The sequence below is a fragment of the Bacillus ectoiniformans genome, from assembly GCF_016908875.1.
Taxonomy (GTDB): domain Bacteria; phylum Bacillota; class Bacilli; order Bacillales; family Domibacillaceae; genus Bacillus_BX; species Bacillus_BX ectoiniformans.
Window position 1 is genome coordinate 377532 of the sequence record NZ_JAFBES010000001.1, and the last position, 19246, is coordinate 396777.

The 19246-nt window shown below is 40.9% G+C and carries 23 protein-coding genes and 1 pseudogene; 6 read left to right on the forward strand and 18 right to left on the reverse strand.

The window, feature by feature from the left end:
• The 3 genes from hypF to JOC78_RS01905 are packed head-to-tail and all read right to left on the reverse strand — an operon-like array spanning position 1 to position 3285.
• Positions 1-2286, reverse strand: a complete 2286-nt coding sequence (gene hypF, locus JOC78_RS01895) for a carbamoyltransferase HypF (RefSeq protein ID WP_204552467.1) — start codon at positions 2284-2286, stop codon at positions 1-3.
• Positions 2271-2930 (reverse strand): hydrogenase nickel incorporation protein HypB, encoded by a 660-nt coding sequence (gene hypB / locus JOC78_RS01900; protein ID WP_204552469.1) that lies wholly within the window; start codon positions 2928-2930, stop codon positions 2271-2273. Before hypB ends, hypF begins: the two co-directional genes overlap by 16 nt.
• Positions 2920-3285: a hydrogenase maturation nickel metallochaperone HypA/HybF gene (locus tag JOC78_RS01905; RefSeq protein WP_204552471.1), complete on the reverse strand. Its 366-nt coding sequence runs from the start codon at positions 3283-3285 to the stop codon at positions 2920-2922. Before JOC78_RS01905 ends, hypB begins: the two co-directional genes overlap by 11 nt.
• A 235-nt stretch (positions 3286-3520) precedes the next feature.
• Here JOC78_RS01905 and JOC78_RS01910 point away from each other — a divergent pair, with 235 nt between their 5' ends.
• From JOC78_RS01910 to JOC78_RS01925, 4 genes are all read left to right on the forward strand, one after another.
• A complete protein-coding gene (locus JOC78_RS01910) occupies positions 3521-4231 on the forward strand; it encodes a cytochrome c biogenesis CcdA family protein (protein WP_204552473.1) in 711 nt (236 codons plus the stop codon).
• Between the two features lie 14 nt (positions 4232-4245).
• Entirely contained in the window at positions 4246-4944 is a 699-nt protein-coding gene (locus JOC78_RS01915; protein WP_204552475.1) for a response regulator transcription factor, read from the forward strand.
• A complete protein-coding gene (locus tag JOC78_RS01920; RefSeq protein ID WP_239586930.1) occupies positions 4931-5983 on the forward strand; it encodes a HAMP domain-containing sensor histidine kinase in 1053 nt (350 codons plus the stop codon). The genes JOC78_RS01915 and JOC78_RS01920 overlap by 14 nt, the downstream gene beginning before the upstream one ends.
• Positions 5984-6068: 85 nt before the next feature.
• Positions 6069-6650, forward strand: coding sequence for a redoxin domain-containing protein (locus JOC78_RS01925; RefSeq protein ID WP_204552477.1), 582 nt, complete (start codon positions 6069-6071; stop codon positions 6648-6650).
• A gap of 41 nt (positions 6651-6691) precedes the next feature.
• Here JOC78_RS01925 and JOC78_RS01930 read toward each other — a convergent pair whose 3' ends face one another.
• From JOC78_RS01930 to JOC78_RS01960, 7 genes are all read right to left on the reverse strand, one after another.
• On the reverse strand, positions 6692-7468 hold the full coding sequence (locus tag JOC78_RS01930; protein WP_204552479.1) for a sulfite exporter TauE/SafE family protein: 777 nt from the start codon (positions 7466-7468) through the stop codon (positions 6692-6694).
• A gap of 175 nt (positions 7469-7643) precedes the next feature.
• On the reverse strand, positions 7644-8039 hold the full coding sequence (locus tag JOC78_RS01935) for a DsrE/DsrF/DrsH-like family protein (RefSeq protein ID WP_204552481.1): 396 nt from the start codon (positions 8037-8039) through the stop codon (positions 7644-7646).
• A 52-nt stretch (positions 8040-8091) separates the two neighbouring features.
• Entirely contained in the window at positions 8092-8322 is a 231-nt protein-coding gene (locus tag JOC78_RS01940; RefSeq protein ID WP_204552483.1) for a glutaredoxin family protein, read from the reverse strand.
• Positions 8323-8400: 78 nt separating this feature from the next.
• Positions 8401-8697, reverse strand: a complete 297-nt coding sequence (locus JOC78_RS01945) for a rhodanese-like domain-containing protein (RefSeq protein ID WP_204552486.1) — start codon at positions 8695-8697, stop codon at positions 8401-8403.
• 26 nt (positions 8698-8723) lie between these two features.
• The gene (locus JOC78_RS01950; RefSeq protein WP_204552488.1) at positions 8724-9080 is read right to left on the reverse strand and encodes a rhodanese-like domain-containing protein; all 357 of its coding nucleotides are present in this window, start codon (positions 9078-9080) and stop codon (positions 8724-8726) included.
• A gap of 54 nt (positions 9081-9134) precedes the next feature.
• Positions 9135-9614, reverse strand: a complete 480-nt coding sequence (locus tag JOC78_RS01955; protein WP_204552490.1) for a DsrE/DsrF/DrsH-like family protein — start codon at positions 9612-9614, stop codon at positions 9135-9137.
• A gap of 125 nt (positions 9615-9739) precedes the next feature.
• A complete protein-coding gene (locus tag JOC78_RS01960; RefSeq protein ID WP_204552492.1) occupies positions 9740-10000 on the reverse strand; it encodes a metal-sensitive transcriptional regulator in 261 nt (86 codons plus the stop codon).
• A 229-nt stretch (positions 10001-10229) separates the two neighbouring features.
• On the opposite strand from JOC78_RS01960, the gene JOC78_RS01965 reads away from it, so the two are divergent.
• Positions 10230-11900: a CoA-disulfide reductase gene (locus JOC78_RS01965; protein WP_204552494.1), complete on the forward strand. Its 1671-nt coding sequence runs from the start codon at positions 10230-10232 to the stop codon at positions 11898-11900.
• Positions 11901-11977: 77 nt separating this feature from the next.
• On the opposite strand, the gene JOC78_RS01970 is transcribed toward JOC78_RS01965, so the two are convergent.
• The 7 genes from JOC78_RS01970 to JOC78_RS02000 are packed head-to-tail and all read right to left on the reverse strand — an operon-like array spanning position 11978 to position 18309.
• On the reverse strand, positions 11978-12985 hold the full coding sequence (locus JOC78_RS01970; RefSeq protein WP_204552496.1) for a histidinol phosphate phosphatase domain-containing protein: 1008 nt from the start codon (positions 12983-12985) through the stop codon (positions 11978-11980).
• A complete protein-coding gene (locus JOC78_RS01975; RefSeq protein ID WP_204552498.1) occupies positions 12979-13767 on the reverse strand; it encodes a DeoR family transcriptional regulator in 789 nt (262 codons plus the stop codon). Before JOC78_RS01975 ends, JOC78_RS01970 begins: the two co-directional genes overlap by 7 nt.
• A complete protein-coding gene (locus tag JOC78_RS01980) occupies positions 13764-14768 on the reverse strand; it encodes an ABC transporter ATP-binding protein (RefSeq protein WP_204552500.1) in 1005 nt (334 codons plus the stop codon). Before JOC78_RS01980 ends, JOC78_RS01975 begins: the two co-directional genes overlap by 4 nt.
• A complete protein-coding gene (locus JOC78_RS01985) occupies positions 14765-15544 on the reverse strand; it encodes an ABC transporter permease (RefSeq protein WP_204552502.1) in 780 nt (259 codons plus the stop codon). Before JOC78_RS01985 ends, JOC78_RS01980 begins: the two co-directional genes overlap by 4 nt.
• Positions 15541-16377, reverse strand: a complete 837-nt coding sequence (locus JOC78_RS01990) for an ABC transporter permease (protein WP_204552504.1) — start codon at positions 16375-16377, stop codon at positions 15541-15543. Before JOC78_RS01990 ends, JOC78_RS01985 begins: the two co-directional genes overlap by 4 nt.
• A gap of 17 nt (positions 16378-16394) precedes the next feature.
• Positions 16395-17219 carry an alkaline phosphatase family protein gene (locus JOC78_RS01995; RefSeq protein ID WP_204552506.1) on the reverse strand — a complete coding sequence of 275 codons (825 nt, stop codon included), beginning with the start codon at positions 17217-17219 and terminating at the stop codon, positions 16395-16397.
• The gene (locus tag JOC78_RS02000; protein ID WP_204552508.1) at positions 17209-18309 is read right to left on the reverse strand and encodes an ABC transporter substrate-binding protein; all 1101 of its coding nucleotides are present in this window, start codon (positions 18307-18309) and stop codon (positions 17209-17211) included. Before JOC78_RS02000 ends, JOC78_RS01995 begins: the two co-directional genes overlap by 11 nt.
• A gap of 386 nt (positions 18310-18695) precedes the next feature.
• Here JOC78_RS02000 and JOC78_RS02005 point away from each other — a divergent pair, with 386 nt between their 5' ends.
• The gene (locus JOC78_RS02005) at positions 18696-18887 is read left to right on the forward strand and encodes a hypothetical protein (protein WP_204552509.1); all 192 of its coding nucleotides are present in this window, start codon (positions 18696-18698) and stop codon (positions 18885-18887) included.
• A 79-nt stretch (positions 18888-18966) separates the two neighbouring features.
• On the opposite strand, the pseudogene JOC78_RS17790 reads toward JOC78_RS02005, so the two are convergent.
• Positions 18967-19062: pseudogene (locus JOC78_RS17790) on the reverse strand (carboxymuconolactone decarboxylase family protein); the annotation flags it as partial.
• Between the last annotated feature and the right edge of the window lie 184 nt (positions 19063-19246).

The window sequence follows — 19246 nt, forward strand, 5'->3', positions numbered from 1 at the left end:
TTACAGATGGCTTGAACGAGAAGCAATAATGATTTGACCTAGAGATAGACCTCCGTCATGACACGGCACATTTTTATGAGTGTAGACGTTAAAGTCTTTCTTTTGAAACTGCCTTTTCATTTCTCTGGCTAGAAATATATTCTGAAACGATCCTCCCGACAGCACGACCGCTCGATTTAATTCCGGTCTCTTTTCCGCTGCTTTTAGAACCATCTCTACACAGGATGAAACGATCGTTTGATGAAAGGTTTGAACAATTTGTGCAAGGGGGCGTTGATTGAATTGGTCTTGAAGAATTTCTCTTATCATGGGAGACAGGTCAAGCTCCAGGAAATGATGACTGTCAGTATTTAGATGAAAGGAATAGGCTTCGTCGGATTCATTTGATGTTTGATACATATAATCAGATAGTTTGATTGCCGCTTCTCCTTCATATGTGGACGTGCAACAGATCCCAAGCATCGCACTCACCGCATCGAATAACCGGCCGCACGTGCCTGCCAACGGTGTATTTAACTTGTATTTGATCATACGGTCTATCGTGTTAATTTCACTCCATTTGTCAGGAAACAGTTCTTCAGCTAACGCTTTTCCTTCTAGAGGCCAGTAATGCAATAGCATCCCAACGGCATTTCTCCATGGTTCTTTCACTGCCTGTTCACCTCCCGGCAGCGGAGTGTATTGCAAATGACCTAACCGCTCAACAGAATTTGCATTCCCGTATAAACATTCAAATCCCCAAATATGGCCATCCTCTCCGTATCCTGTCCCATCTAAGATCAAGCCGAAGCAGGATTCTTTAAGTCCATTATCCTCCATGCAGGATACATGATGAGCATGGTGATGCTGAACGGGAATGACCTCTCCATTTAGTTTTTCAACGATCGATTGCGAGGCATAGAAAGGATGTTTATCAACTGCTATATACTTTTCATCAACCTTCAGCCATTTCTTAAAATGCTGCAGCTGAGATTCGAACGATTGAATCATTTCTTCATTTTCCAGATCTCCAATATGAGGACTCATGATCACATGATTTTGTTTTCCTATCGCAAACGTGTTCTTTTGATTTCCTCCTAATGCAAGAATTCGGTCCACGTTCTGCTCTGTGAGAAGAGGGTCTGGCACGAAGCCTCTTGCACGCCTTATATACATCAAGCTTTCACCTTCACATTGAACAACTGAATCATCAACTGGAAGATAAATGTCCCGATTGTGAGTGAGGCAATAATCACCTATGTCATAAAGTGAGTTGACAGATTCCTTGTATGGCATAGGCAGGCCTGTTGAATTAGCACTTGTCATAACTAAACAGCTTAATCCCGTCTCTTCAAACAATAAATGATGTAAAGGGGCGTATGGCAGCATCACTCCAAGTGTTGATAAACCCGGAGAGAGTTTGTCAGGTAACAAACTGTGCTTTTTTCTTCGTAAAATGACAATAGGCATGTCCGAGCTTGTCAGCCTATCTGCTTCTTGATGAGAAATATGGCATAGTTCTCTTGCGGCTTCTAAGGATTTTACCATGACGGCAAAAGGCCGCTGCGGGCGTTTTTTTCTAATCCTTAGTTGATCAACCGCTTGTTCCTGTTGGGCATCACAAGCAAAATGATAGCCGCCTATACCTTTGATCGCTAGAATGCTGCCTTGTTTAATGAAACGAACTGCCTGAGCAACCGCTGACAGGTTTTCAGCCAACTGTTCTTTTCTCTGGTTATAAAGAGTTAACCCTGGTCCGCATTCAGGACAGCAAATAGGCTGCGCATGGTGTCGCCGGCTTTTAGGATCGTTATATTCCAGCTGGCAGGCATGGCACATTTGAAATGTTTTCATCGTTGTATTGGGCCGGTCATACGGGAGACGACGAATGATCGTATAGCGTGGTCCGCATTGTGTACAATTAATAAATGGGTATTGGTAGCGTCGATTACTGGGATCCTTTAATTCGTTTAAACACTCTTCACAGACAGCAGCGTCCCCAGCTATCCACGGAACAGCCTCTCCACTTGCTTGACTCATAGCAATTGTAAATTCTTTAAACCCTATGACTGGAACTTCCTCAACACTGATCTCACTTATTTTCGAAAGTGGCGGAGAAGACATTTTTATTTCATTCACCATTTCTTCCAGCTTGTCTTCAGCCCCTTCCAAAAGAATGAGCACATGATCAAGGTTGTTTTGGACGGTCCCCTTTAGCCGATATTTCTTTGAAAGTGAATAGATAAATGGACGAAAGCCAACTCCCTGCACTCTTCCCCTCACACTTATTTTTACTGCTTTGCACATTCACTGTAAGCGTCCTTTATCCAATTGATCCATTCTTCCATCCCTTCTCCTGTTCGTGCAGAAAGGGTTTTAAACTGGGCTTCTGGATTGATTGCCTCTAAATCTTTTTTCGCTTCTTCTACATCAAAAGAGACATATGGAAGAAGGTCAATTTTATTAATAATGGTCATATTCGTCCGTCTAAACATGACCGGATATTTAGGAATTTTATCATTTCCTTCTGGAACACTTAATATGACGACCTTATGATGCTGTCCTAAATCATAACCAGACGGGCAAACTAAATTTCCGATATTTTCAATAAAAAGGATATTGATATCATCCAGGTCAAACTCCGGAAGCGTTTTGGCAACCATTCTTGCATCTAAATGACAGCCTCCCACTGTGTTGATTTGTACCGTTTTTATGCCCAAAGCTCTTAATCTTTCAGCGTCTCTGTCTGTTGCAAGGTCTCCTTCAATCACCGCAATTGAAAAATCTTTGGCTAATGCTTTGACCGTCTCCTCTAGCAGCGTTGTTTTTCCCGCGCCCGGTGAGCTCATTAAATTAATCACCAGCGTTTGATTGCCTCGAAAGATTTCTCTATTATACTTGGCTGCTAAGTTATGATCCTTTAACACGTCTTCTTGAAGATTAACCTTCATTTCCATCACTTCCTTCATAGGATTCCACTCTAAACGTTTCACCTGATATGAGCAGGCTATGTGGCTGCTTACACTCAGGACAAAGCGCGATTCGGTAATCAGGTTCAAATTCGATCTGACAGGCTGAACAGATCGCTTTCGCCGCTTCACGAATAATACATAACTCCGTCTCTTCATCAATCAAAGGCACACCTTGCTGTTGAAAGAAAAAAAACGCTAACTCTAAGGCATCCGGCAGGACATTCGATAAATCTCCAACCACCACATGGATCTTGTTCACTTTGACGAAACCTTTTGATTCAGCATCCAAAGAAACCAGATCAATGATTTCTGACATGAGCGACATTTCGTGCATACAGGGCTCCTCCGCTTTAGGATCTTTCTACATTTTATGAGGGGCTAAATAGAACATGTCTAAATATTTTAAGCCGGCAAGCACTTATTACGAATAGCACGTCAAATCTGAATGTAATTTCGCAAACCACATCTCGAACCCGATAATTGGCTCTAGCTATAAATATCTCCTTTAAGGTTCTTAATAAAAGATTAACAATCAGGCTCCATACTTAAACAGAAAAGGAGTGAAAGATATGAATGAAATCGGCGTGTTTTTTGCCATCGCAGGAGGATTATTATCCTTCTTCTCCCCTTGTGTGTTCCCATTGCTTCCAGCTTACGTCACCCATTTGACCGGGGGGAAAATAGAAGATTCCAAGCTTGAAGTGGATCGCAGGAAGCTGTATATGCGCTCGATCGGATTTATCATTGGCTTTAGCATTATATTCATGGCGCTTGGTGCTTCTGCAAGCTTCATAGGGAAGTTATTAATGAATTATCGAATGCTGATTATGCAAGTGGCTGGACTGTTGATTATTATATTCGGCTTACAGATGGCTGGACTGATAAACTTTAAATTTCTAATGAAAGAGAAGAGAATTCACTCAGAACGTCAATCGAAAAACATGTTCAGTTCTGTGTTACTTGGCATGGCGTTTGCCAGCGGCTGGTCGCCGTGTGTCGGCTTAGCGTTATCTTCCATCTTATTATTAGCAAGCTCTTCTGATACACTATCTTATGGAGTGATGCTTTTAGGCGCCTACTCCCTTGGGATGGCCATTCCATTTTTTGTGATAACCGTTGTCATTTCCTATTCATTAAAAACGATGAAAAAGATTAATAGACACTTATCGAAGCTGGCCTTTATTAATGGAATGATCATGGTCTTTCTTGGATTTCTCGTCTTAAGCGGACAAATGCAAAAGATCAGCGCCTGGCTCTCGGCCTACAGTTTATTTCAATAACAAAGGGTGATTTCATGAATCAAAAAAGTCTGATTGGCAAATCAGTTTTAGTGGTAGAAGATGATCCGAAAATCCGCCAGCTATTAACTATTTATTTAACGAAAGACGGCTATGAAGTCATCGAGGCGGTGGATGGATTGGATGCAAAAGAAAAAATCGAAGCGCATGATCCATGTATTTTAATCCTCGACCTTATGCTCCCGAAAATCAGCGGTGAAGAAATATGCCGCTGGGTTCGGGAAGATCAGAAAAGCATGATGCCCATTATTATGCTGACAGCGAAAGTATCGGAGAAGCAACGAATTGAAGGGTTTAAATTGGGAGCTGATGACTATGTGGTGAAGCCTTTTAGCCCTGCGGAATTGATGGTGCGAATTGAAGCGGTATTAAGAAGAACGGCCAGTCGCTGCGGAAAACTTAGCTTCACCGGCTTTACGATTAAACCAGCAAAGGGAGAAGCTTGGATCAATGGCGAACAGCTGCAATTAACCCTGTTTGAATTCAAACTTTTACATACATTCATGCAGCACCCTGACCAAGTCTTATCCAGAGAACAAATCTTAAACTTTGTGTATGAGAATAATGAGCGGGCTGTTTCTGATAGAACGATCGATGTTCACATTAAGCATTTAAGAGAAAAAATCAGAGAGAAAACGACAAAAGACTATATTCAAACTGTAAGAGGAATGGGGTATAAATTTGTGGGGGCATAATTCTAAGCTATTAGCTAAATTAGTCATCTTAAATAGTCTAGTCATTCTTTTTGTTATCCTTCTAGCAGGCTTGTCGGTCAAAGACTATGCCTGCTTTTTAGTGAATTCAGAGCAAGTAACAGGCCAGCTTCTTGTCTCCTCTTTAAATGGATTCCTTTTTAAAATCAGCATTGTGGCTTTTCTTATAGTCGGACTGTTTCACTACTTCACCGTCAAAAAAATCCTGCGTCCGATTAAACAATTATCGGAGGCCGCCAAAAAAATGAAAGAAGGCCACCCCCCCGAAAAGGTTGATTCATCCGCATCCGGAGAATTGCAAGAGCTGATCGACAACTTTAACTCGATGGCAGAAACCATTTATTCGGTCCAGGAGCAGCGAGAAGAAATGCTGAAAGACATCGCTCATGAGCTTCGGACACCTTTGACCAATATTAATGGCTACTTGGAAGGACTGCAAAACGAAGTGATCGACGGAGACCCTGAGCTGTTTGGGTCATTGCTTGAAGAATCGAGACGAATTACAAGAATTGTAGAGCTTCTTACAGAACTGAACTCTTGGAGCCACGGAACCTACTTTTTCGAGAAACAATTTGACTCAGTAGAAGTCGATAAAGTGATGACAGAGACTTTTACTGCTTTTAAATGGAAGCTTGAAAATCTGTCAGCTATTCAAATGAACTTAGAACCAGCTGAGATATTGGGAAATGCGGACGGTCTCAGACAGGTGTTCACAAATTTAATTCAAAACTTTTTAGATTACCGGACCCAGGGAGACTTGACGGTGACTGGAAAAAAAACCGAGACACATTACGTGATTTCATTTACCCATCACGGACAATACATCGATCCCGAAAAAAAAGACCTGATTTTTGAACGGTTTTATCGTGTGGATGAAGCAAGAAGTACGAAGTCGGACGGGGCTGGCCTAGGCTTGGCTATCGCTAAAAGCATCATTTCCGCTCATAAAGGTACAATCGGTTTAACGACCGACGGCACAGAGCATCACTTTCAGATTGAATTCCCTCTGCATCAGGCGTAACTGCACGAATTTAATCATTCCTTAACAAAGCGGCTTCATACTCTTGTTACACACAGCTATAACAAGATAAAGGAGAATCAAAGCTATGAAGAAATCATATGTAGGAATCGCTGTCATCGTTTTGGCCATTGCTATTGTGGCCGTTAACTTTTGGAAAACGAGCGAGAAGGAGGAGCAAACGGAATCAGCCGTCCAAGATTCCTCTGCGACTGAGGAAGTATCCAATGCAGAGCCCGCAGGAGTTCAAGAAGGCAAACCAGCTCCTGACTTTGAGTTAACGACGTTAAGCGGAGACAAAGTGAAGTTATCTGATTATCAAGGAAAAAAAGTAATTTTAAACTTCTGGGCAACCTGGTGTCCGCCTTGTAAAGCTGAAATGCCGCATATGCAAAGCTTTTATGAAAAAAATAAAGATCAAGGAATCGAAGTACTGGCTGTCAATTTAACGAATGCAGATAAAGGGCGTCAAAACATCCAAGAATTTGTCAGTGATTACGGACTTTCTTTCCCCATTCCTTTAGATGAACAAGGCTCTATCGGCGCTCATTACCAGACCTACACCATCCCAACAAGCTACATCATTGATACAAAAGGTGTCATCGCAAATAAAATTGTCGGTCCGATGGATGAAGGCATGATGGAGGATTTAGTGAACAGTATAAATTAACGAAAAAGAGATGTGCCACGAGTGCACATCTCTTTCTTTTCTTACAGAATATCCATCCAAATCTTAATTGCTGTCGCCAAAATTAAGACAGCCAGCACCACTTGAAGGATTTTTGTATTGATTTTCTTTCCGGCCATCGCGCCAAGCGGAGCTGCGATTAAGCTTGCCACAACCATAATAAATGCCGGGAAATAATCCACTTGCCCCGTGGCGATCTTACCGATGGTCGCACCAATTGATGAAATAAAGGTAATAGCCAGTGAAGAAGCGATCGTCATGCGCGTAGGAATCTTCAAGATAACGAGCATGATCGGCACTAATAGGAACGCCCCTGCCGCACCAACAATTCCAGCACCAATACCGACAACTAGGGCGAAACCGGCTGCAAGCCATTTATTAAATGTCACTTGATCGAGTGGAATGTCATCAATACCTTTTTTCGGAATAAACATCATAACAGCTGCAATCAGGGCTAAGATGCCATAAATGATATTGATGGTGTCTTCACTCATTGATTTAGATCCAAATCCGCCAATGAAACTTCCGATTAAAATACTTACACCCATGTAAATAATTAATGTTTTATTTAAATATCCACCTTTACGATACGCCCAGACACCGCCGATCGTCGCAAAGAATACTTGAATGGCACTGATTCCGGCCACTTCATGAGCGGTAAAAGCCGTTAACCCAAACAATGGCGGGATATATAAGAGCATCGGGTATTTAATGATTGAACCGCCAATCCCAAGCATGCCTGAAATATAAGATCCAACAAAACCAATTAAAAATATTGTAATAATAAAGCCTAATTCCATGGTATTGCCTCCCTTTTGTAAAAAACTCTTTTCTCTTTATGCCAATTCAAATCACACAGAGGCATTGTAATAGTACCCTATATGGTATAGTTTATTCCAAAAAAATTTAAATATATTCTTTTTCATAAATTGAACCATAAGCAGAACTTCCCGCTTATGGTTCAATGCATGTAAATTAGAATGTCAGCGTAACATCCGCATCGTTGGCAAAGTCTAGGAATGTAACCGCTCCGCCTACTTCAATTCCCTCAACGAAAGCCTCTTTACCAAGTCCCATGACATCCATCGTCATTTGACAGCCAATGAAACGAACGCCCATTTCTTGTGCCATTTCCACTAATTCAGGAATACCAGGTACATTTGCATTCGCAAATCCTTCTGCAAAATGCTCTTTTCCTGCTGGCATTGGAAGCTGTTTATGAGCTTCTTTATGAATTAAGTTTAATCCCTCGAATGTAAAGAAAATCGCTACTTCTTGTTCAGTCGCCGCTGCTGCTGTTGCGATATTAAATACTTTATAGGCATCAAACATTCCACCGTTACTTGCGATAATGGCTACTTTTTTTGTCATGATTATTTCCTCCTCATGTTTACGTGTAATTACTAATTCGCTGCTGTCTTACTTACTTCATCGCGCTCATAATGCTTGCCGGATCGTACCCGATGACCCACTTCCCGTTAACCTCGGTTTGCGGAACCCCCATTTGTCCCGTCGTATTAACAAGCTTCTGCATCAGCCCAGGATCTCTTTCCACATTCACTTCTTTATATGGAAGTCCTTGTTCTGATAAATAGTTTTTTAGCATCACACAATAAGGACATCTTGTTGTAGTGTAAACAGTAATTGAATTCATATTCAACACTCCTATACTCTCCATATTCGTTTTCATTATTCTTATATACCTACACAGGTATTATTTTAAACAAATTTTTTATTCAACATCTCCTGTATAGCTCATCATGCCGCCATCCATATTAATAACTTTAAAGCCATGACCCTCTAAAAACTGAGAAGCCTGACCGCTTCGGCCGCCAGAACGGCATACCATAACATATTCTTTTGATTTATCTAATTCATGCATGCGAAATTCTAACAAACCTAGAGGAATATTCACCGCTCCAGGAATCTTTCCTTGTGCAACTTCAGCTGCTTCACGTACATCAATAATGTTTACATCTTTTTGGTCTATCACTAATGCTTCTACTTCTTGTGCTGACAGATGCTTCAAAATAATTCCTCCTCGAGATTTAAATTTTAGTAGGCGCTCATGCCGCCTTTGACATTTGTGACCTTTTTAAAGCCCTGTTTCGTTAAGATCTTCGTTGCTTTATTACTTCTCATTCCGCTTTGGCAAATCACTACCACTTCTTTGTCTTTCGAAAGCTGGCTTGATTTTTGCGGCAGCTGATTTAAAGGGATGTTTTTAAACCCTTGAATGTGGTTCGCTTTAAACTCACCTGGTGTGCGAACGTCCACGTACTGTTTATTACTATCCCGTAATTCATTTTTTAAACCTGATGGGGTAATTTGTCTAACCCCTTTTGTCGGCATCATACGCTGGATGAACAGGAAGGCAATCAATGCCAGAAGTATATAGTTTAAGTAATCCATTTATATCTCCCTTCTATTATGAACAGGGGAAAAGCTCCCCTGCAAATGTTAAAATTAAATAAATAGATTCACATGTCCGTCTTCAGCATCTGCTAAGTAAGCAGCAACACCTGCATATTCAATGCCTTCTAATAATTCTTCTTTATGAAGACCTAATAAGTCCATTGTCATTGTACAAGCCACTAACTTAACTTCTTGTTCCTGTGCCATTGAAATTAGATCTGGAAGCGGCATTGCATTGTGTTTCTTCATAATGTCTTTAATTAGCTTTGGACCCATTCCTGCAAAGTTCATGTTAGAAAGACCCATTTTGTCTGCGCCTCTTGGCATCATCTTCCCGAACATTTTTTCCATAAAGCCTTTTTTCACTTCCACATGCTCATCCTTACGCAAAGCGTTTAATCCCCAGAATGTATGGAAGATCGTTACTTCATGGTCGTAAGCTGCTGCTCCATTGGCAATGATGTATGCTGCCATTGCTTTATCATAGTCCCCGCTAAATAGTACGATCGTTGTTTTTTTCTTGTTATTCATAATATCCTCCTTGAGAAATTCAATATATTTTTAGTAAGTAAAATGTCTGTTTACTGTTTAATTTGACACCATATATACCTATAAGGGTATATTAGCGAATAAAAAAAATAATGTCAACCGCAAATTTACCGGCTCTTCACTAATAAACTTACAGCTTCTTTAATCAATTCGTCTGTTTGTTCAGGAGATTGATCCGCCTCTAGCACACAGTCCACTAAATTAGAACTTACGACTACACCGACTGTTCTGTCCATTGCTGAGCGAACAGCTGACATTTGCGTGATGACCTGCTTGCAATCCTTGCCTTCCTCCATCATCTTCAAAATGCCTCGAAGCTGACCTTCCATCCGCTTCACTCTGTTTTTAATTTGGTCAGTATATTCCATATTAGATGCTTCCTTTCTCTAAATTGTTCTTACCTATTTAATCGTTCATTATTATCATATAGCCATTGCTTACAAGGAATACATTATACCCTTATAGGTATATTGTCAACAGCAAGTTAGCCATTTCATTTTTTTCACGAGTTTGTGATATTTATCACTAAAAAAAATGAAAGAACCTGTTAATATACGTGTATGGGTATACAAATTACTTTTTGAGGAGTGACTGATGATGAGTAAAAAAATAGTAATTATTGGTGGAGTTGCTGGAGGTGCCACAACAGCAGCCCGGTTGAGAAGATTAGATGAACAGTCAACGATCGTGATGTTTGAAAGAGGCGAATATATCTCCTTCGCTAACTGCGGACTTCCCTATTATATAGGAGAAACCATTCAAGACCGCAGCAAGCTTTTAGTGCAAACGGTAGAAGGAATGAGCAAGCGATTTAACTTAGATATTCGCAATTTAAGTGAAGTGACAAAGATCAACCGCGAGAAGAAAACAGTCACTGTAACGAATCTTCAAACAGATGAAGTGTATGAAGAAAGCTATGATGTATTAGTGTTATCACCCGGAGCAAAACCAATTGTTCCTCCAATTCCAGGCCTTTCAGAAGCAGATAATGTATACACGCTTCGAAATATTCCAGATACAGATAAGATTAAACAGCATGTCGACCATCATTCTCCAAAAGAAGCAGTGGTAATTGGGGGCGGATTTATCGGTCTTGAAATGGCGGAAAACCTGGCGGATCGCGGCGTTCGTGTTACCTTAGTGGAGATGGCCAACCAAGTTATGGCGCCGCTAGATATTGAAATGGCTGCGATCGTTCATGCTCATTTAAGAAAAAAAGGCGTAAACTTGATCTTAGAAGATGGCGTGAAATCATTTGAAGACAATGGACGCAAAGTATGTCTCTCTAGCGGAAAAGAAATAAAAACGGATTTAGTCATCATGTCTATCGGTGTTAAGCCTGAAAATACATTAGCCGTTGATGCTGGTTTAGAAGTTGGAGAGCGCGGCGGCATTTTAGTTAACCAATTCATGCAGACGAACGATCCGGACATCTATGCACTTGGGGACGCAATTGAAGTCACTGACTACACGAATGGCCACGGCGCCATGATTCCGCTAGCCGGACCTGCTAACCGCCAAGGACGCATTGTGGCTAACAATATTTATGGCAAGAAAGAAGCCTACAAAGGAACACTGGGCACTGGTATTGCGAAGGTATTCGACTTAACTGTTGCGACTACAGGCAATAACGAAAAGATGCTTAAACGTGTTGGCATGGAGTACAAAGTGGTTCACATTCATCCTGGCTCTCACGCCGGCTACTATCCTGGTGCTGCGCCGATTGCGTTAAAACTCATTTTTGATGAAAAAACAGGGAAAATCCTTGGTGCGCAAGGAGTGGGAACTGACGGTGTCGATAAACGAATTGATGTCATTGCAACAGCGATCAAAGGCGGATTAACTATTTTCGACCTAACAGAACTTGAATTAGCCTATGCTCCACCTTTCTCTTCTGCGAAAGATCCTGTCAACATGGCTGGATATGTGGCGGCAAACATGGTTGAAGAAGACATTCAAACCGTTCAATGGCATGAAATTGATGAGATTGTTGAAAAAGGCGGCTTTCTGATCGACGTCCGAAACCCGAAAGAAAGAGATCAAGGTGTCATTAAGGGGTCTGTTAATATTCCTCTAGATGAACTTCGCGACCGCTTGGAAGAATTGCCGAAAGATCAACCAATTTATGTCCATTGCCAAGTGGGACTCAGAGGATATTTAGCCACACGTATTTTGAAAGGACATGGCTTTGTAGCGATAAGCTTAGATGGCGGATGGAAAACATATTCCGTGGTATTCCAAGATCAAGCTGAAAAAATTCATCAATAGTTACATGTGAAAAGACCCTTTCATTTTGGAAGGGTCTCTTCTATTTCTCACTATTAACTTGCGATCAGCTTACAGCATCACTCAATGTCTACTAAAATTCTTTTTCTTTGATCGAAAGTGGCGAGCTTTTTGACACCTAATTGTTTAAGAGCCTCTTTATTCTCAGCTGCATACTTACCGAGATCATCAGGAAAATGAGCGTCAGAAGAAAGAGTCACTGGCACCCCTTTATTGACAATCGCTTGTAAAAAATCCTCGGAAGGACACATCTCTTTGACTGGGTAGCGATAGAATAAACCGGCATTAATTTCTGTGGCGGTATTGGTTTCTTTTAATGCGCCTGCAATCCGTTCATACCACATTTGATTAAATGAAAGGTCGTCCACTTTATAATTAAATACTTTCAAATTATCCAAATGAGCGACAAAATCAAACAGTTTCGAACGGATCATTTTTTCGACTGACTCATAGAATTGGGTATACAAGTCCTTTAAATCATTTTGTTCAAAACGATCGGCCGTCTGCGGGTTATCAACCCCCCACCCTTTTACAAAATGAATCGAGCCGATGACATAGTCCCATGGCTGACCATCTAATAACTCTTCTAACTCTTTCTCTTGCCCAGCAAAATAATCTGCCTCTATCCCCAGTTTTAATGAAACACCTTGTTTTTCCCAGCGTTTTTTTCCGTCTGAAATAGCTTGAACAAAATCACCCATCTCTTCTGTCATCACACTGTTTAGCCAATAGGATTGCAACTCTCCTAAAGGATCAGATGGCTTTAGAATCATCGCTTGCTCAAAATAACTTTTCGTTTCTTTAAAACGGTATAAATGATCAACAATGCCTACTTCTTTCAATCCTATATGCTTCGCTTGCTTTAAATATAGATCTAGCCACTCTTCACTGAAACACCCTTTATTTAAACGATTGTTCAGTTCGTTTAATTGATGCTCAATCCTTGCTCTCGTTCCCTTTTCAGGCTTTCCATCTCGGTGAAAATGCATAAGAGCCTTCGAGGTTCGTTCAAGCCAATTAAATGAATAAGGTCCTTCTTCTAGATGTACATGATAATCAATTAACATTCTTGTCGACTCCTCTTTGCAATAGTCCAACGCTGATACCACTCTTGCCAATCTTTCGGACACGCCTGATCGCTGATGACTTCATCAAATTGATACGCCTTACTGAAAGAAAAAAAAGACGGTACCCCTAATTTAGATGAATCGGCAAGTAAAATATTTCTCTTGCTGTTCGCCATCATTTTCGCTGAGACGAGGGATTCGTCTAAATCGTAGTCATATACGGTATCAGCCACGATCCCTCCACAAGAAATGAATGCTTTGTCTACAGTCATATGGCTTAACCATTCCAAAGTCATTGCACCGGAGACGGATGATTGTGCAGGATTTGTTGTTCCTCCTAGCATGATCACCTTTCCAGTTACCCGCTTTTCTTCAATTGCTTTATTCATTAAATGGGCAGCTGCGATGGAATTAGTCACCACTGTTAAGTTCTCCACATTCTGAATGAAGCTGGCAATATGAACGGTGGTTGTTCCAACATCGATAGCAATTGTATCCCCATCTTCTATCAGCAATGATGCCTGCAAGGCGATTTGCTCTTTTTCCGTTCTATTTATATCAAGCTTTTTAAAGAATGCTTGTTCTTTTTCAAGTTTTGTATAGATCACAGCCCCGCCATGGACTCGTGTCAATAGCTCCTGCTCTTCAAGCTCTGATAAATCACGCCGAATCGTTTCTGGTGTCACATCAAATCTTTTGGCCATGTCCGTGACATTTACTCGCTTTGCTTCATTCACCCACTGAACGATGATTTGCTGGCGCTCTTCCTTTAATTGGCTCACGATAAAGCGATTAGATCCTCTCGTTCAACGAACAGCTGATAATTCTCACCTTTATTAAAGGCGGAGGTTCTGTGATTCAGCTGTTCTATCGTAAATTGATGGCCATCCGTATGGAAAGTCGTACGAATGACGTTTCCATTCATTATCGTATCGCCTGCTTGCGCCTGGATCGGGAATGAAGAGGGGCTTGATTGTAAATGAATAGCTTCTGGTCTAATGGCGTACTTTCTTGCCGATACCGCTATATTTCCGCCTATTAACTTCTCAAGCTGTTCTTTAGAAAACACATTATAGTGTCCAATAAAATTCGCTACAAATTCTGTTTTCGGGTGGGTGTAAATCTCAGTCGGTGTACCTTCTTGGGCAATCTCACCTTTATTCATGACAAATATACGATCAGAAACGGACATGGCTTCTTCTTGATCATGTGTCACAAGAATCATCGTCATATTTAGTTCACGCTGAATTTTACGAAGTTCGAGCTGGAGGTGTTTCCTGATTTGCGCATCTAATGCACTGAGCGGCTCATCAAGCAGCAATACTTTTGGGCGTTTAACAAGAGACCGGGCAAGTGCCACCCGCTGCTGCTGGCCTCCTGAAAGTTCATGTGGATAGGCCTCTTTTTTTTCCTTCAAACCAACAAGCTGCAGCATTCTCTCCACTTGTTCCTTCACTTCATTTGCATGTTTTTTGTCCATCATTAAGCCAAAGGCCACATTTTCATATACATTCATATTAGGAAATAAAGCGTAGGATTGGAACACCATCCCGACTTTTCGCTCTTTCGGTGCGATATTCTTCATATCTTTGCCATCAATAAATATGGATCCGTCTGTGGCATCTGTCAAACCAGAGAGAATCCGTAAAATCGTGCTTTTTCCGCAACCGCTCGGGCCTAGCAATGTGACAAGCTCTCCCTCTTGAATATTCATAGTAATGCCTGAGAGAACTTTTGTATCTTGATATTGTTTATATACATCATTCAAAACGATATAACTCATGCGCCTTTCATTCCTTTCGCCTTTTTCGTTAACGTTGCCACAACTAGCGTCAACATCCCCATCAAAACAAGGTATACGAACACAACCGCACTTGCTATATGACCGCTTGTATTTAATTTCTTCATTAAATAAATTTGTACGGTTTCAAACCGGGAACCTACCACAAGATTAATCAGGACAAATTCTCCGAATAAAATGGAGAACGATAACAGGGCGGCGACAAATAATCCTGGATAAATAGAAGGAAAGAGCACTTTACGAAAAGCCTCAATTTTTGAAGCGCCTAATAATTCTGCGGCATCCATTAACTGGCGGCCATTCACGTTTCTCAAGCTATTGCGGGTGCCTTGATACATATAAGGCAGCACAGTTATTACATACACACCCAATACAGCAAGTACCATCGGAAGGCTTGTCCCTGAATAAAATTTAATTAAGCCGACTGATAGAATGACTCCCGGGAAGGCATATACCATGACGACTCCCGCTTGAAACCATTTTTCTAGTGCTGGAAAATATAAGCTGATCACTAAAATAGCGGGGACGATAAACAAAATAGAAATCAATACTGCCCCGCCAGATAGAAGAACAGACCGTCCGAACGCCTTCAGAAATTGATCATCTTGAAATAATGTGCCAATCCACTTAAAAGTAAATCCTTCTGGCAAAATCGTCTGATTCCATTCTGTTGAAAAAGCATACATAGCTGTCGCGAGAATAGGAACTGCTAAATAAATTCCTATCAGGATGAGTGTGACGACTGTGAATTTTTTCATCGTTTCGACAAATCCTTTCTCGTTTTCTTAATGAACCCTTCACTGAGAAGCATTCCAGTAATCATGACCGCACCGAGCAGCACCGCAATGGCACTCGCTAGTTCCGGCTGGGCAAAGATGTCACCAGTAATAACTGCACCGATGCGAATAGAGGCCAGGTTATAATCACTTCCTGTTAACGCATAAGCAGACGCATACGCTCCCATCGCATTGGCGAATAAAACAGTGAATGTCCCAGCGATTCCAGGTAAAATAATCGGCAAGCCGATCTTCTTCCAGAACATAAAAGCAGAAGCTCCTAATAAGGAAGCTGCATCTTTCCATTGCTGCTGGATTCCGTGAAAAATCGGATATAAGAGCATAATAGATAATGGAAGCTGAAAATAAATATAGATCAGCAGCAAGCCTGTCCAGCTATATAAAGAAAAAGACAGATCCCACCCAAATGACTTCAGAGCTAACGTGATTAGACCGCTGTTTCCAAGTAACACAATAAACGCAAACGCAAGCGGAACACCCGCAAAGTTTGATGTTAAATTCGATAAAATTAATATCCGTTCACGCACTGGCTCTGAAAAACGATTCATTCCATACACAGCAAATAATGAAACGACTAATGCGACAAGAGCAGAAACAACTGATAAAGCAAAGCTGTTTTTAAACCCCTGTAAAATATAGGAGCTTGTCAACGCTTCTTGGTAGTGTTCTAGAGTAAAAGCCCCGCCTGCTGTAAAACTGCTTATAAGCATATAAATAAGCGGCACAAGAAAAAAGAAGGTCATTAACAATGCGAATGGTACTAATATAAAAAGTACGCTTTTTTTTCCAGTCATCATGAAGTCTCCCTTTCTTAGTTGATTAAACCAGGTATGTTGAGAGCATCCATTACGCTTGAAGGCTCGACCCCAAGCAAATGACAGGCAAGCGGCGCCATTTGCAGCTGAGATACAAACTGGTCATGGATCATTGGCTGCACTTTATTAGAGATAACAAATAGTGGAACATGGCGGTCTTCTCTTGTATTGCCTCCATGATTTCCGTCACTCGTCATTCCATGATCGCCCGTGACGATAATGTCATACCCTTTCTCTATCCATTTGGGTAAGGAAAGAGCCAATAAACCATCAGTCTTTAACACACGATTGCGGTAAGAAACAGAATCAGCCGTGAACTTATGGCCGTCATCATCCACATTCATTGGGTGAATATAAAGAAAGTCTGGCTGCTTTTCTGTCACAAGCCATTCCGCTTCTGCGAACAGATGGCTGTCCGGATAATGATCTTCAAAATAAAAGACCCCGTTTTCAATCGGTGCCTCTTTATCTAATTGGATTCGATCCATCCCGTGCCGAAATGGAGCATGATTATAGAGCTCGCTCACCCAATAATAGGCAGCCGCAGCAGTAGTCTTACCGCTGCGTCTTGCCAGGTGAAATACGCTTTCTTGTGTCGATAATCTAACCACACTGTTGCCGACAATTCCATGAACTAACGGCGGGGTTCCCGTCAAGATTGTTTCATAAAGAGGCCGAGACAATGAAGGAACCTCTGATTTCACTTCATAACGTGCTGCTGCTTTTTGTTCAACGAGATGCTGCATGAATCCCATATGTGTACAAGCGGTATCGAATCGCAAAGCATCTACTACAATCATTATGAGACGATTATTTGACATGAATTAAAACCTCGTCTTGCCACATTTGAGGAATCTTTTTCGTTGTTTCTGCCCAAGCTTTCTCATCTTTCACTGGTTTTGCTTTTGCATATTCTTCTTCAGGCAGCAACTGTGATTCAACTTCTTTTGGCAGCTCCACATTTTCACGGATTGGACGGGCATACCCTTTAGCTAAATTTTCTTGTCCTTCATCAGATAAAATATATTCACGAGTAAGCATCGCTGCATGTGGATTTTTCGCATATTTGTTGATGACTGTGGCATAACCAGATGTAACTGAAGCTTCTTTCGGAATGGTCACATCAAAGCGTTCTTCGTTAATTTGACTGCGGTAGCCTAATGCATTGAAATCCCATAATAAAGCCACTTCTATTTCTCCTTTTTCCAGGTTAGCGACGGTTGGATCTCCTGTTAATCTTCCTTGCTTCGCTAAATCTGCAAAGAATTTAATGCCCGGTTCAATATTTTTTTCGTCACCGCCAAAAGCGTAGGCAGCGGCTAAAATGGCAAATTGAGCTTGGTTTGCTGTTAAAGCATCACCAATACTAACTTTAAAGTTGCCGTCTTTAATTTCCTTCCAAGACTTTGGAGCATTTTTTACTTTATTTTTATCAGTCAGGATGGCCATTGTGCCGGTATACCCAACGACCCAGTCCCCATCATCATCTTTCGCCCATTTTGGAACATCATCCCAATAGGATGTTTTATAAGGAAGCGTTAATTCCTGCTCTTCGGCAATCGGTCCAAAGGCTATACCCACATCACCCATGTCAGCCGTAGCATCTTCTTTTTCTGCTTTAAATTTGGCTAACTCTTCCGCACTGGACATATCTGTATCGGAATGCTTCAACTTATATTTCCCTTCAATTTCATCCCAAGTCTCTACCCAGTTGGCCCAAGAGTCTGGCATCCCTACTGAATTGATCTTGCCTTCTTCTTTCGCTTTAGACTCTATTTCTTCCAATGTCAATTTATTATAATCTGCTGCTTCCTCTGATCCTTTAGCCGCATCGTCTGACGAACAAGCGCCTAGCATGGAAACCGCCATAAGCCCAACAATTCCTTTTTTCCAATTATGATTCTTTGACATTGATTACCCCTCCTGGAGATGTTTATTTTTGTTTTTGTTTTGTTTACACCCTAAACATACAAAACAAATATTAAGCAAAAACCTTCTTCGTGTTAAGATGTGTAAATTCCAATTTACAAACGCTTTACAACCATCATTCTTCATGTAAGTACGGTTCCGTCTGTATAGGTTTTGACTTCATAAATTATCTTTATACTAGAAGGGCATTATATTCTGCATCAACCATCGGTCATCAAACTTTTCGTATGAAGTCTCTAGACTTCTTTTTAAAAAACAGGAATAAAAATTAGGTGGTGGGGTATATGAATGAGGAAATTCTTTTTAGTCGCTTCTCTAAGATTTTTTCATGTACGTTTTAATCAAGAAATCTTAGCGGAGGTGATTAAATGAGAAAAGTCAACGGGATTAAAAATTTGATCGACTACCTTGAATCAGTCCATTACCCGATGACTGAAGAGCAAATTAATGATCTAATCACCGAGAAGCATATTCCTCATAGCAAACTCATCGGCAATCACATGATGTTTAATTTAGATCACATTGATTGGTGGATAAATGAGCAGAAAACAAAGCAATAACACAGAAACCCCCTTTTTTTTAGCAGGGGGTTTCTGTGTTATTAAGTTTATTTAGTGTAGGCGTTTTTGACCCTCATTCATCATATGAATTTAACGTGTTAACACCGTGGGCAAGCGCCGATCCTGCTTTTAAAGCAGTGGTAACCATGATAGCCTCAACGACTTCTTCTTTCGTTGCACTCTTTTGTAAGAATATGCATCATTCTCACCCAGCTAAGGTACATTACTAGTCATATTTTTTATATAAAACAAGTTAAATGCTTCTTTTCTCGAATATGAATTGAGAAATATGGCCGATTTTTGTAAGCTTTGAACTTCTATCGGCGGTTACATGGTTTCTATCGGCGGCTTTTACCATT

Bases quoted from the DNA above. Each gene is read 5' to 3' on its own strand.
- hypF (WP_204552467.1), bottom strand. From the start codon at position 2,286: ATGTGCAAAGCAGTAAAAATAAGTGTGAGGGGAAGAGTGCAGGGAGTT.
- hypB (WP_204552469.1), bottom strand. From the start codon at position 2,930: ATGAAGGTTAATCTTCAAGAAGACGTGTTAAAGGATCATAACTTAGCA.
- JOC78_RS01905 (WP_204552471.1), bottom strand. From the start codon at position 3,285: ATGCACGAAATGTCGCTCATGTCAGAAATCATTGATCTGGTTTCTTTG.
- JOC78_RS01910 (WP_204552473.1), top strand. From the start codon at position 3,521: ATGAATGAAATCGGCGTGTTTTTTGCCATCGCAGGAGGATTATTATCC.
- JOC78_RS01915 (WP_204552475.1), top strand. From the start codon at position 4,246: ATGAATCAAAAAAGTCTGATTGGCAAATCAGTTTTAGTGGTAGAAGAT.
- JOC78_RS01925 (WP_204552477.1), top strand. From the start codon at position 6,069: ATGAAGAAATCATATGTAGGAATCGCTGTCATCGTTTTGGCCATTGCT.
- JOC78_RS01930 (WP_204552479.1), bottom strand. From the start codon at position 7,468: ATGGAATTAGGCTTTATTATTACAATATTTTTAATTGGTTTTGTTGGA.
- JOC78_RS01935 (WP_204552481.1), bottom strand. From the start codon at position 8,039: ATGACAAAAAAAGTAGCCATTATCGCAAGTAACGGTGGAATGTTTGAT.
- JOC78_RS01940 (WP_204552483.1), bottom strand. From the start codon at position 8,322: ATGAATTCAATTACTGTTTACACTACAACAAGATGTCCTTATTGTGTG.
- JOC78_RS01950 (WP_204552488.1), bottom strand. From the start codon at position 9,080: ATGGATTACTTAAACTATATACTTCTGGCATTGATTGCCTTCCTGTTC.
- JOC78_RS01955 (WP_204552490.1), bottom strand. From the start codon at position 9,614: ATGAATAACAAGAAAAAAACAACGATCGTACTATTTAGCGGGGACTAT.
- JOC78_RS01960 (WP_204552492.1), bottom strand. From the start codon at position 10,000: ATGGAATATACTGACCAAATTAAAAACAGAGTGAAGCGGATGGAAGGT.
- JOC78_RS01965 (WP_204552494.1), top strand. From the start codon at position 10,230: ATGAGTAAAAAAATAGTAATTATTGGTGGAGTTGCTGGAGGTGCCACA.
- JOC78_RS01970 (WP_204552496.1), bottom strand. From the start codon at position 12,985: ATGTTAATTGATTATCATGTACATCTAGAAGAAGGACCTTATTCATTT.
- JOC78_RS01980 (WP_204552500.1), bottom strand. From the start codon at position 14,768: ATGAGTTATATCGTTTTGAATGATGTATATAAACAATATCAAGATACA.
- JOC78_RS01985 (WP_204552502.1), bottom strand. From the start codon at position 15,544: ATGAAAAAATTCACAGTCGTCACACTCATCCTGATAGGAATTTATTTA.
- JOC78_RS01990 (WP_204552504.1), bottom strand. From the start codon at position 16,377: ATGACTGGAAAAAAAAGCGTACTTTTTATATTAGTACCATTCGCATTG.
- JOC78_RS01995 (WP_204552506.1), bottom strand. From the start codon at position 17,219: ATGTCAAATAATCGTCTCATAATGATTGTAGTAGATGCTTTGCGATTC.
- JOC78_RS02000 (WP_204552508.1), bottom strand. From the start codon at position 18,309: ATGTCAAAGAATCATAATTGGAAAAAAGGAATTGTTGGGCTTATGGCG.
- JOC78_RS02005 (WP_204552509.1), top strand. From the start codon at position 18,696: ATGAGAAAAGTCAACGGGATTAAAAATTTGATCGACTACCTTGAATCA.